The organism is Streptomyces sp. NPDC004647 (assembly GCF_040609575.1).
In the GTDB taxonomy this organism is placed as follows: domain Bacteria; phylum Actinomycetota; class Actinomycetes; order Streptomycetales; family Streptomycetaceae; genus Streptomyces.
In genome coordinates, this window is the sequence record NZ_JBEXKU010000142.1 from 1 (window position 1) to 11,368 (window position 11,368).

At 66.9% G+C, this 11,368-nt stretch carries 9 protein-coding genes and 6 pseudogenes; 8 read left to right on the forward strand and 7 right to left on the reverse strand.

The window, feature by feature from the left end:
- Window positions 1–62: 62 nt before the first annotated feature.
- The gene (locus ABZW18_RS33190; RefSeq protein ID WP_356194873.1) at window positions 63–1,037 is read left to right on the forward strand and encodes a VWA domain-containing protein; all 975 of its coding nucleotides are present in this window, start codon (window positions 63–65) and stop codon (window positions 1,035–1,037) included.
- A gap of 213 nt (window positions 1,038–1,250) precedes the next feature.
- Here the strand turns inward: ABZW18_RS33190 and ABZW18_RS33195 are convergent.
- The 3 pseudogenes from ABZW18_RS33195 to ABZW18_RS33205 form a co-directional block, all read right to left on the reverse strand.
- Window positions 1,251–2,716 (reverse strand): annotated as a pseudogene (locus tag ABZW18_RS33195) (membrane-associated oxidoreductase).
- 614 nt (window positions 2,717–3,330) lie between these two features.
- Window positions 3,331–4,159 (reverse strand): annotated as a pseudogene (locus tag ABZW18_RS33200) (IS5 family transposase); the annotation flags it as partial.
- Between the two features lie 136 nt (window positions 4,160–4,295).
- Window positions 4,296–5,043: pseudogene (locus ABZW18_RS33205) on the reverse strand (IS256 family transposase); the annotation flags it as partial.
- Between the two features lie 50 nt (window positions 5,044–5,093).
- On the opposite strand from ABZW18_RS33205, the gene ABZW18_RS33210 reads away from it, so the two are divergent.
- From ABZW18_RS33210 to ABZW18_RS33220, 3 genes are read left to right on the forward strand one after another with little or no spacing between them, the layout of a single operon-like run.
- Window positions 5,094–5,246 (forward strand): hypothetical protein, encoded by a 153-nt coding sequence (locus tag ABZW18_RS33210; RefSeq protein ID WP_356194878.1) that lies wholly within the window; start codon window positions 5,094–5,096, stop codon window positions 5,244–5,246.
- On the forward strand, window positions 5,221–5,496 hold the full coding sequence (locus tag ABZW18_RS33215; protein WP_356194863.1) for a helix-turn-helix domain-containing protein: 276 nt from the start codon (window positions 5,221–5,223) through the stop codon (window positions 5,494–5,496). The genes ABZW18_RS33210 and ABZW18_RS33215 overlap by 26 nt, the downstream gene beginning before the upstream one ends.
- Before the next feature lie 39 nt (window positions 5,497–5,535).
- A complete protein-coding gene (locus tag ABZW18_RS33220) occupies window positions 5,536–6,252 on the forward strand; it encodes an IS30 family transposase (protein ID WP_356194865.1) in 717 nt (238 codons plus the stop codon).
- 41 nt (window positions 6,253–6,293) lie between these two features.
- Here ABZW18_RS33220 and ABZW18_RS33225 read toward each other — a convergent pair.
- From ABZW18_RS33225 to ABZW18_RS33235, 3 genes and pseudogenes are all read right to left on the reverse strand, one after another.
- A pseudogene (locus tag ABZW18_RS33225) lies at window positions 6,294–6,359 on the reverse strand (hypothetical protein); the annotation flags it as partial.
- Between the two features lie 68 nt (window positions 6,360–6,427).
- Window positions 6,428–6,685 (reverse strand): annotated as a pseudogene (locus ABZW18_RS33230) (transposase); the annotation flags it as partial.
- Between the two features lie 388 nt (window positions 6,686–7,073).
- Window positions 7,074–7,715, reverse strand: coding sequence for a type III effector protein (locus ABZW18_RS33235; protein ID WP_356194867.1), 642 nt, complete (start codon window positions 7,713–7,715; stop codon window positions 7,074–7,076).
- A gap of 127 nt (window positions 7,716–7,842) precedes the next feature.
- Here ABZW18_RS33235 and ABZW18_RS33240 point away from each other — a divergent pair, with 127 nt between their 5' ends.
- The 3 genes from ABZW18_RS33240 (at window position 7,843) to ABZW18_RS33250 (ending at window position 9,317) form a co-directional block, all read left to right on the forward strand.
- Window positions 7,843–8,277, forward strand: a complete 435-nt coding sequence (locus ABZW18_RS33240) for an Hsp20/alpha crystallin family protein (protein WP_075033247.1) — start codon at window positions 7,843–7,845, stop codon at window positions 8,275–8,277.
- Between the two features lie 100 nt (window positions 8,278–8,377).
- Entirely contained in the window at window positions 8,378–8,767 is a 390-nt protein-coding gene (locus ABZW18_RS33245) for a DUF2267 domain-containing protein (RefSeq protein WP_356194870.1), read from the forward strand.
- Between the two features lie 151 nt (window positions 8,768–8,918).
- On the forward strand, window positions 8,919–9,317 hold the full coding sequence (locus tag ABZW18_RS33250) for a DUF2267 domain-containing protein (RefSeq protein ID WP_356194872.1): 399 nt from the start codon (window positions 8,919–8,921) through the stop codon (window positions 9,315–9,317).
- 44 nt (window positions 9,318–9,361) lie between these two features.
- Here the strand turns inward: ABZW18_RS33250 and ABZW18_RS33255 are convergent, their stop codons facing one another.
- Window positions 9,362–10,858: an ISL3 family transposase gene (locus ABZW18_RS33255; protein ID WP_356194876.1), complete on the reverse strand. Its 1,497-nt coding sequence runs from the start codon at window positions 10,856–10,858 to the stop codon at window positions 9,362–9,364.
- A 105-nt stretch (window positions 10,859–10,963) separates the two neighbouring features.
- Here ABZW18_RS33255 and ABZW18_RS33260 point away from each other — a divergent pair.
- A pseudogene (locus ABZW18_RS33260) lies at window positions 10,964–11,250 on the forward strand (transposase); the annotation flags it as partial.
- Between the last annotated feature and the right edge of the window lie 118 nt (window positions 11,251–11,368).

Below are 11,368 nucleotides of genomic sequence, written 5' to 3' on the forward strand. Positions count from 1 at the left end.
TACCTCACCCCGCTCGAGACCCGAGCCCTGCTGCAGCAAGACCTCACCCCCGCAGCGTAACCATCCGCTGTCCAAATTCACGGGGGAACTTCAACCAGCAGATTGCATATCTGGCCCGCCGATCGAAGGAACTGGACCAGGAAACCCGCGTTACGGTGTACGTCTTCGCAGACAAGGTGGAGTGCGTCATCTACGACAAGGACGTGCTGCGGATGCCGTCGCTGAAACAGCTGTACCGGGTTGGTGGAATGACGGCTCTGCTGGCGGCCACGCTGAAGTCGCAGCGGGAGCTGGCGCAGACAGCTCAACTTTACGGCGACCACAGCTTCCTGACGTTCGTACTGACTGACGGACAGGAGAACGCAAGTCATCGCTGCCTGGATGCCCCTGCCAGGGATCCGCGGGAACTGGTGCAGGCCGTGGCCAAGATGATCGAGACGCAGGAGGACAACTGGACGCTAGCCGTCCTTGTGCCGGACCAGATGGGCAAGCGCGAGGCCATGCAGTGCGGTTTCCCGAAGGACAACATCGCCATCTGGGACGCCACGAGCACACAGGGTCTGGAGGAGGCCGGGCAGGTCATCCAGCAGGCAACCGAGAACTTTCTGGTCGGCCGCGCCCAGGGCATCCGGGGATCGCGGGCGGTGTTCTCTACGGGTGCCGAGGCTGTCAACAGGGGCACCATAGAGGCAGCCGGTCTCACCCCGGTGAATCCGTCCGAGTACCAGCTGATTCCGGTGGCCCGCGAAGCGGTAATCCGGGACTGGGTCATCGAATGCGGGCACACTTTCCGTACCGGTTGTGCCTTCTATCAGCTGAGTAAGTCGGAGAAGATCCAGGCGCAGAAGCAGATTGCGGTGCTGGAGAAGAAGACGGACCGGGTGTACACGGGGCCGGAGGCCCGAGCCCTGCTCGGCCTGCCGGACATGGAAGTTCGCGTCAAGCCAGACCACAACGACGACTTCACGATCTTTGTGCAGAGCACCAGCGTAAACCGGAAGCTGGTACCGCACACGCGGCTACTGCTTATGATCTGACGCCTGAAAAGCCCCGCCGGTCCGACCGGCGGGGCTCCCAACGCAGGCCGGCGAACCCGCCCAGGCCGAAGCCGTCACTCGGCGGATCGCGGCAACCTCGCCGCCAGAAAGGCCAGTGGGCCGGGTGGCGTCGGTGGCGCAGGCCGTCTTTCGCGGGCTTGGGTCCAGGCGTGAGAGGGCGTTCTGCGAGGTTTTCGCGAGGTCTAGAGAGGGTCATTGGCGGCTGACCGTACGGGTCACGCCCGCGACGATCGTCGTCGCCAGGGTCCAGCCGGTGATGATCAGGGCGTACGACAGCCACTGGTGCCAGCCGTCAGGGGCGAACGCTGGCTCCTGGCCGAAGTTGACGACCGGTAGGAGCAGGTCGAGGGTGTAGAAAACGGAGTTGAAGTCAGGGGCCTCGCCTGTCTTGATGGGGCGTGGGTGGTCCAGGTCATACGCGATCGATCCGATCGTCATGAGGGACAGCAGCCAGACGGCTGCGCGCAACGGGCGGAAGCCGTAGCCGACGGTGGCGTCCTGGACATACCCCCACAGCCGCCCGTACCAGGTGAGCGTCGTGCGTCGGCGGCGCTGCTTGGCGAGTTGGACGAGCCGGGCCGCGTCGTCGTCACCGACATGGCGGTAGGCCGCCGTCAGCTGCTCGTAGCCGTGCGGCTCATACCGCTCGCCGTCCCGCTCCAGCATCGGAAGGCGGCGTTCGGCGGGCTCGTGCGGGGTGAGTACGGTGTACGTGAGATTGCTGAGATACACCTGGTCCGGCAGCACCTCCGGTTCAAGGGTCAGGATCTCTATTTGAGAACGCCGCAGATTCAGGGCGCCCTCGATGCGATCGCCCCTGCGCAGCCAGAGTTCACCGATGACACAACTGCTTGCCCGCAGCGCCGTGTCGCCCGGCTGCGACAGGTGGGCGTGGAGCAGGTCGAGACGGCCCGATATGCGCGAGCCTCGGAGCTCGACCCGGCCCTGGGCACGTACGCACCGCGCCCGCACATGGGCTCCCACGTTGAGGTTCTGCGCGTCCAGCGCGGTGCCATCGGGCTTGTTGAACACGGCGTCCTGAACGTTGATCCGCCCGGCGACGGAGGCGCCAGTAAGCCGTACCTGTCCGTGCGCGCGCATTTCTGGCGCCCACAAGTCGTCCCCGATCGCGGCCTGGTTGAGCTGCAGCACCGGCTCGGAGTCGTCCGGCGCCGTGAACTCCGCGCGCTCCATGAACAGCGCCCCGGAGATCTGCGTTCCGCCAAGCCGCACCGGCCCCCGCATACGGCAGTCCGTCATCCGCAACACCCCCTCGACCCGCAAGGTCGCCGAGGTCAGGCCCAGCAGAACGGAATTGCTCAGATTGAGTTGGCGCAGCTGGGCACCGTACAGGTCGGGAACACCGTCGAATTGGCAGTGACTCAGCCGGATGGCGGCGTCGATCGTGGCGTACTTCAGGTCCAATACGCCGGTGATCCGCGCCCCCGTGATCTTGAGCGCGCGATCTCCCCCTCCTCCTGCGGAGCCTTGATCAGCAGCGCCCGCAGCACACTCGCCCGTACGGTCCGCTGGGCGCCCCAGGTGTTGCCGAGCGCCGGATCCTCGTTCGCGGCGGCGCGGAAGTCCACGGACTCGCCTCGCGGAAAGGCCCGCCATATACGTACCTCGGCCGGCGTCAGATCGTTGGTCTCGCTCACGCCGGGACTCTGACGTGCTGCGTTCGGGCTGTCAACTGCCGTACGGAGCACTCCATGTTGTCCGACGTCCTCCCGCTCCCGCCCCCGCCCGGCCCTCGCCGCGCCCGGCCCCTACCTCATCGACTGCGAGCCATTGACTCCTAGGTTTGCGGGCTGCGAGGCGGGGCGAGGAGTCGGCGGAAGGGCAAAGAGGCCGGGCTCGGATTCTGCGAGGATGCCGCGGCTGACCAGGCGTTTCAGCTTGCCGGGATGCCTTCGACGTGACGGGGCTCCGTCCCGGTGGCCAGCGCCTGGCAGACCTCCTTCGCGCGGAGTTTGCCGTCGGCCTTTCGAAGGCGTCCAGGATTTCGTGGTAACCGGGCGGGAGTGGCTCGGGTGGCGGGAAACCGTCTCGGCGGCCAGTTCCAGGATGGTTTCGCGGGTGATCTCCAGACGTTTCAAGGTGTGTTCGTAGCGCCGACTTGCTCGGTGAGCAGGGCGATCTGCTCACGCAGCCGTTCGGCGGTCTCGCGGACGAGCTGCTGCCGAGTGTCAATCTTTCCAGGAGTTCCCTCATCGACGCTCCCGTCGGTCGGGGATGACGGACGCCAGGCGGGCAGGTCGCGCCGGGTCAGGGTGGAGGTGTGGGTGAGGCGGCGGAGCATGACATCGGCCATGGACCAGTGAATCCACGTCGCCGAACTCGGCGGCTTTGTCTCGTAGTCGCGCACGAGCCGTCTGTGGAGCATCAAGGTGCCCAGAGTCTGCTCGACCACCCATCGCTTGGGTTCCGGCGCGAACCCTCTCGCGCCCACCTGGCGTTGGACGATCTCGACGTCTATGCCGAGCCGGGCGCCGTGTTCGACGACGGCGTTCTTGAACCCCGCATCCACCCACGCCTTGGTCACGGTAGGCGCGGAGGCGGCGACCCTGTCCAACAGCAGGATGCCGATGGCGTTGTCGTGGTCACTGGCGGCGACCACGACGACGGCGATGAGCAGGCCGAGGACGTCGGTGGCGATGCCTCTTTTTTGGCCCGGGCTCCTCTTTCCCGCATCCAGCCCGGTCGTGTCCTTCGGCGCGTTCATTGAAGCTCGCACGGTCTGGGAGTCCAGGACGACGCCGGTGGGGTCCTCGCGCCGCTTCCTGCTCTCGCGCCGCTTCCTGCTCTCGCGCACCTGCCAGCGCAGCAGGTCGTGGATGGTCTCGGCGGTGTCGTCGTCCCGCCACTTTCCGAAGTAGTAGTACACCGCGCTCTTCGGCGGCAGGTTCGTGCGGCAGGTAGCGCCACTGGCAGCCGGTGCGGGCCTGGTACAGGATCGCGTTGACGATCTCCCGCATCTCTTACTGTCCCGTGTGCCCGCTGACCGAGGGATGGCGGGCCTTCCATGCGGTGATGACCGGCCGGATCAGCTCCCAGGCTTCATCCGACAGGTCGCTCGGGTACGGGGGCCGCTCACCCACGTCCACCAGCACACCGCAGCGGCGGCGAACCGCAAGGCTGGGAACCGGACAACCTACCTTCAAGCACTACGAGAACCGCGCAAGACTCGCAGAACGCCCTCTGAGAGCAGGTCTGGTGTAACCAGGGTGGTTGGGGTTAATGGCGGGCTGCGGAGAGTCGGCCGTCGAAGGTGACGTCGAAGGCGTTCAGGGCGGTCTTCCAGCGCATGGTCCAGCGGGCCTGGCCTTTGCCGGTCGGGTCGAGCGACATGATCGCGGTGTAGACGCACTTCAACGCCGCCTGCTCGTTGGGGAAGTGCCCGCGGGCCTTGACCGCACGGCGGATCCGCGCGTTCACCGACTCGATCGCGTTCGTCGTGCAGACGATGCGGCGGATCTCCGTAGCGAAGCGCAAGAACGGTGTGAACTCCTCCCAACGCGTTCTCTCACAGCTTCACGATCGCCGGATACTTCCTGCCCCACGCCTCAGTGAACTCGGCGAACCGCTGGAGTGCGGCCTCCTCGGTCGGCGCGGTGTGGACGGGCTTGAGGACCCGCGCGATCTTGTCCCAGTCCTGGCGAGCGGCATGGCGGAAGGAGTTCCGCAGCAGGTGTACCACGCAGGTCTGCACCATCGTGCGGGGCCAGATGGTCTCGACCGCGTCGGGCAGACCCTCCAGGCCGTCGCAGACGAGCATGAGGACGTCGTTCACGCCGCGGTTCTTGATCTCGGGGAGGATGTGCAACCAGTGCCTGGCTCCCTCGCCGCCGTCGCCGGCCCACAGCCCGAGGACCTCGCGCCGGCCCTCGGTCGTGACCACCAGGGCCACGTAGATGGGTCGGTCGGCCACGGCGCCGACGCGAATCTTCACGTGGACGGAGTCGATGAAGACCACGGGATAGACGGCTTGAGTTCTATCGGTGGTCGCGAACGTTCCCGGAGGAGAGCGTTCGGATGCCGAAGTACGCCCCCAACAAGATGCCGAGCTCGGTGAAGAAGAGGTACTTCGAGCTGCTGAGGGACGGCTATAAGGGGGCCGCGGCCGCCCGCGTCGTCGGGGTGTCCACCAGTTGCGGCTCAAGTGGTTCCTGGAAGCTGGCGGTGTGATCGTTCCAGACCCGGGCCGATATCCCCGCGCTTCCTCACCCAGGAAGACCGCATCACCATCGCCGACGGCCTGCAGACGAAGCAGCACGTGAAGGGCATAGCGGCCTCCATCGGCAAGAGCTTCCAGACCGTCTACCGGGAGATCAGGCGAGGCAGCGGGCCCAGCGGCGGCTACCCGCCCTGGTGGGGCCCACAACCAGGCCCTCCTGCGCAGACAGCGCCCCAAGGAGGAGAAGATTCGCGGCAGTGAGCCCCTGCGCACCCTCGTCCGGGAGAAGCTCGCCGAGAAATGGTCACCCCAGCAGATCTCACGCCTCCTCGCCCGCACCCATGCCGCCGATCCGGCGATGCGGGCCTGCCCGGAGACGATCTACCGGGCCCTGTTCGCCGGTCTGCCGGCAGCCGGCCCGGCAAGCTCCGCACGGGTCGCACCCGCCGGAAGAAGCAGCGGCGGGGTGTCCCGACGCCCAACAAGATCAAGAACATGACGCTGATCCATCAGAGACCGCTCGAGGTCAACGACCGTATGATTCCCGGGCATTGGGAAGGTGATCTCATCATCGGGCGGGGCCAAGGATCGGCGATCGGCACTCTGGTCGAGCGCATGACCCGCTACGTCGAGCTGATCCACCTGCCCGACGGGTGGAAAGCCCCGCAGGTCCGCAATGCGATCGTCACGCAGACCGCCCACATCCCGCCCCAGATGCGGAAGACCCTCACGTGGGACCAAGGACGCGAGCTGACGCTGCACGAGGAGATCGAGGCCTTCACGGGCTTCCGGATCTACTTCTGCGACCCGCACTCACCCTGGCAGCGCGAGATGAACGAGAACATGAACGGCCTGCTGCGGCAGTACTTCCCCAAGGGCAGCGACCTGTCCGTCCACACCGCCCGCGACCTTCGAGAAGTCGCCCGGCAGCTGAACCAGCGGCCCCGCCTCATCCTCGGCGACAAGACACCAGCCGAGGCCATGAAAGAATGGCTCACACAGCCAGTGACCAGCTGATTCGCAACCACTGCTAGAAACCGCCCGGCGTCCAGGGGCCGGTTCTGCCATTCGGCCGTGCCCTCGAGGACCTCGTCGGTGATGGTGGAGATGGTCTGGCGGGACACCTCGGCGCCACAGACCTCGGCCAACAGACCTCGGCCAGGTGGGCCTGGACCTCACCGGTCGTCAGGCCCTTCGCGGCAAGCGAGATGACCATCTCATCGACGCCGGACAGACGCTTCTGTCGCTTCTTGACGAGCTTCGGCTCGAAGGTGCCCTCGCGGTCACGGGGCACGGCTATCTCCACCGTCCGACATCGGTGAGGACAAACTTGCCGCGTTTGCCGTTGCGGGAGTTGCCGCCGTTCTTCCCCCGCCGGGTCGTGTTTGTCATAGCCGAGGTGGTCGGTGACCTCGCCTTCGAGGGCGGACCCCAGCAATCGCTTGACCATTTGCTGGAGCAACCCGCCCTCGCCCCTCAGCTGCAGGCCCTCGGCCTGGACCCGACTCGGCGGGCTCGGCCTCGGTCACATTCTCGCCGTTCACCGATGCATCTTCCTTGACCGGGAGCCACACCGAACGATTTACAGTCCCGGTGCCGTTCATTGGACAGACCCACGAAGGAATGCACGGGTCAGGTCGATCACGTCTGTGCAGTTCGATCTTGCATCTGCAAATCCGACGGCGCGGGTGCTCACGGGCGGCATCGGCTCTGCCGCGGTGCGATTCGACAGCCGGATAGTGAACGTCCCGGGTGAGAGGTGCCTTCCGGAGCGTCTTCGGGATCGTGGGTGCTGTCTTGTGGGGGTGCGCGTCGATGCCGGATGTCAGGCGGATGGTTCAGCGGTGGTCGCTGTCGGCTTGGCGGAGTCGGTCGGCGTTGTGGGTGATGGTGTCGATGCGGGCTGCGAGGTTGGGGTGGTTGGCCTTGAGATGTGTGTGGGTGTCGGCGAGTGGGTCGATGAGATTGGCGGCGTCGTTGTCGGCGAGGGCTTCGGCGAGACGGGCAAGGGGGGTGTGGGCCTGGCCGGGGAGGTCAGTGAGGGCGGTGATCTGGCCGGCGAGTTGGCGTAGTTCGGCGGCGTTGGTCCGGGCCCAGGCGGTGATGGTGCGATCGGCGGCGCGGCGGCTGCGGATGGCTTGTACGCGTTGTTCGCCGGTGGTGCCGGGGGCTCCGGGGCGTACACGCAGGTAGCGCCGCTCTGCGGCTTGGCGGCTGGAGACGCCCAGGGGGTGTGCGAGGTCCGCCCAACTGGAGCCTGCTGCCCGGGCTGCCTCGATCAGTCCGGGTTCCCATCCTGCGAGCTGGTCGCGCAGTTCACGCAGTAGGAGGAGTGCGGCCAGGGCCTGGTCCGCACTGGCTTGCCCGTCCTCCGGGTGCGTTCCGGTCTGGGCGGTGCGGACGGCCTCGTCGATCGTGTTCAGCGCTGCCGCAGCGGCGAAGAACGAGGTGGGGTCACGGGGCTCGGAGGAAGCGTTCATGGAGATCCTCTCAAGAATGTCACCCTTTGGACGACACACCGCTTGTCATCGTTTGGATGACATGATACAACAGTGTCAGACGAAGCGCATTGGCAGTTCCTGCCAGACCTGTGGAGGTGTTTTCGCGATGTTGATGCGCACTGACCCGTTCCGCGAACTCGACCGGCTCGCTCAGCAGCTGACCGGTGTGACCGGCACCTGGTCCAGGCCCTCGGCGATGCCGATGGACGCCTACCGGGAGGGTGAGGAGTACGTGATCGCCCTCGACCTGCCCGGCGTCGCCAAGGACGCGATCGACATCGATGTCGAGCGGAACATGCTCACCGTCAAGGCCGAACGCCGCCCGGTCGTGAAGGCGGACGACGTGCAGATGGAGCTCTCCGAGCGCCCCCTGGGCGTCTTCTCCCGCCAGCTGGTGCTGGCCGACACCCTGGACACCGAGCGCATCACGGCCGACTACGAGGCAGGGGTGCTGACCCTGCGCATCCCGATCGCCGAGCGCGCCAAGCCCCGCAAGATCGCGATCGGCGGGGAGTCCGAGCACAAGCAGATCAGCGGCTGAGGAACTGGTTTCTCGACCGCGCCGACGGCGGAGGACGGGCATCGATCTCCCCCTCTACCCCCGTCCTTCGCACCACGATGCAGAAGGGGCAGTGGTGGCCATGCGATGGGAAGCATTCCTCGATCACGTGCAGGAACGCGGCGAGTACGCCACACCCCAGGAAGCCGAGCGGGCTGCGCGTACGGTTCTGGCGCTGCTGGGCGCGCATCTGGTGGGTGAGGTCCGGGCCGAGCTGGCCGCCCGGCTCCCGGAGACCTTCGCCGTGATTCTGCTCAATCCGCTGCAGGCCACCGAGCCGCTCCCGCCGGAGCGGTTCCTGCGGGCGACTGCGGCGTGGATCGATGGAGCCACCGAACAGACCGCGGCCTGGGACGTCAGCGCCGTGCTGAGCGTGACCGCCGATGCGGCAGGCGAGGAACTCACCCGCCGCATCCTGCTCCAGCTCCCCCCGGGCTACGACCTCCTCTTCGGCCGCCCCCAGCACACCTGAGCCCAGAAAAGCGTGACCCGCTCACAAAATCAGCAGGGCCGGCCAACGCTCACCCGGTCGGCCCTCCCCGCCGGCGAAAACGCCCTTGGACGAGAAAGGCAACCACTCTCCGATACTTCCGCTGCGTGAACCGGCCGCCGCCTGGCCCGTCATGAGGTTTCACCAAATAGAGGAGAAAATCCAGTACGAAGGCGCGTATCCCACCCGGGAGCGGGCCGAGGACGTCACGCGTGCCGTGCTGGCGGCCCTGGGCCGTCAGCTCACCGGCGACGAACGCGTCGACCTCGCCGCCTGCCTCCCTGTCGAGGCCGCCCTCGTCTTCACCAGCCAGATCCCCGGCCGTCAACCGCTCACCGGCTGGGGTTTCGTCAAGGACCTGGCCACCCGCACAGGCGGCACCCCTGCTACCGCCCGCTGGGACACCGGAGCCGTCCTCACAGTCGTCGGCCACCTGGCCGGCCCCGCCCTCCTGGACCGCATCCTCGCCCAGCTCCCGTCCGGATACGCGCTGCTGTTCGGTCGCGCGGAGCTCACCCAGGCGGGACTGTAAATCGTTCGGCCCTGTCTCACTTTCGGTGGTGACGGAGCGTGCTGCTATCCGAGGAGGATGCGGTGACGTAGGAGGGGGAAGCCTGCCCTGCCGTACATCTGCCGCGCGATCAGCTTGGTCTTGGTGTTGACGCCCTCGGTGGGGCCGTTTCTGTACGGGAGAGTGAGCCCGGCCAGGACGGCCTCGCGGTCTTGGTCGAGGCCGTTGAGGAAGGGGACGAGCTCGGGCAGCTGGGCACTGCGCACGTCCGCCATCCAGGAACCGAGGTCGCTGCCTCGCCGCTCGGCCATGAGCTGGGCAAAGGCGCGTACGAGCCGGGCCAGGGCCATCATCTCGGGGCAGGCGGCGAGGAGTTCGTCCAGATGCGCACGGTGCTTGTCGGGCAGGTTCTCGGGGCGGGTCATGATCCAGGAGGTGAGGCGGCGAGGAGAGGGCATGATCCGGTCGCCCTCCAGACGGCCCTGGTTGAGGTACTTGTGGAGAAGGTTGAGGCTGCCGGAGTATCCGAGGGCGCGAATCTCCTCGAACAGGTGCTTGACCGGCACGCCGGGCTCCTCGGTGCGGCGCCGGCGCAGGTGGTCGCGGTAGGGGTCGACCAGGCAAACGCGGTACTGGGGCGGGCGGCGTAGCCGGTCGGGTTCGGGTGCCCGGGCGTACCGCTTGACGGTGTTTAGGGCCAGGTTGAGCCGACGGGCGCAGTCCAACAGGCCCACGCCGTTGTCGATCAGGTCGTGGATGGCGTGCCAGCGTTCCAGAGTGGTGCGTTCGCGGGTGAGTTCCTGCCGTTTCGGCCCGGCCTTCGCCCAGCAGGTGCTGTGGGCTGCCACGGCTTTCTCGGCTGCCCGGGCGAGGCCGTGCCACAGGTGCCATCGGTCGCTGACCTGCACTGCATCTGGTGCCCCCCGACGGATCGCTCCCGCATAGGAAGCGGAGCCGTCGCGGCACACAATCTCGACACCAGGATGGTCATGCAGCCATGCTTCAAGCGTCTCGGCCTTGCGGTCGGGCAGCACGTCGATGCGGTCGTGGGTCTCAGCATCGATCACCACGGTGGCATAGCGGTGGCGCCGTCGCAGGGCGAAGTCGTCGACACCGATCACACGGGGCACCCGCGGCCTGGGCAGCGGGATGCGCAGCAGGGCGCGCAGGGCGGTATGACGTGACACGCACACGGCCCACGTCGACAACAGACGCGATCCCGCTCGGCCCGCTAACTCCTTCACCACGGCCTTGACCTGGCTGGTCAGGCGAGCAGTGCGTCGCTGGTACCGCTCAAGCACCCCGGGCACCTGCTCCCGAAACGTGTGACAGCAGCCGCGCGTGGGACAGACCAGGCGCCGCACCTTCACGCGGACCACCACCCGGCGGCCGTCCACCGGCGTATCGGCCACGGTCCGTAGGTGATATCCGTGCACACGCACGGACGGCGCCTCACAGACCGGGCAGTCAGCCGTCCCTTGCGGCGTCCACGCCAGCACCAGGATCCGCTCACCCTCGTCGACGACGTCCTCGATGACCAGCGGGGACAACCCTGAAAACACCACGTCTACAAGTTCGTTGACATCCCTCACGTGGTGTCAACGACGACACCAGCACGCGCCGTCACCACCGAAAGTGAGACACGGCCCTTCGTTTTGACAGACCCCGACGGACAGGCCCGACCCCTCGCCCTCGTGGTCACTGCTGGGCAGGCCGACGATGCACCGGCCTTCGAGGCGCTCATGGCTGCCATTCGAGTGCCACGCTTCAGCGGTGGAAGGCCCCGAACCCGGCCGAAACAGTGATCGCGGATCGGGCGTACTCCTCCCGGGTCATCCGCTCCCACTTCCGCCGCCGGCGCATCCGTGCCGTCATCCCGCAGCCTGCCGATCAGATCGGCCACCGCCTGCGGCGCGGCCGTCGCGGAGGCAGACCGCCCGGCTTCGACATGAAACATAGAAGCAACGCAACACCGTCGAAAGGAGCAAGCCGTAATGCCCACATAGATGTGCCCGAGGAGGGGAACAGCCCTGTCATAGGGGTTGATGGCCTGCTCAACACTGCTGCCTTTG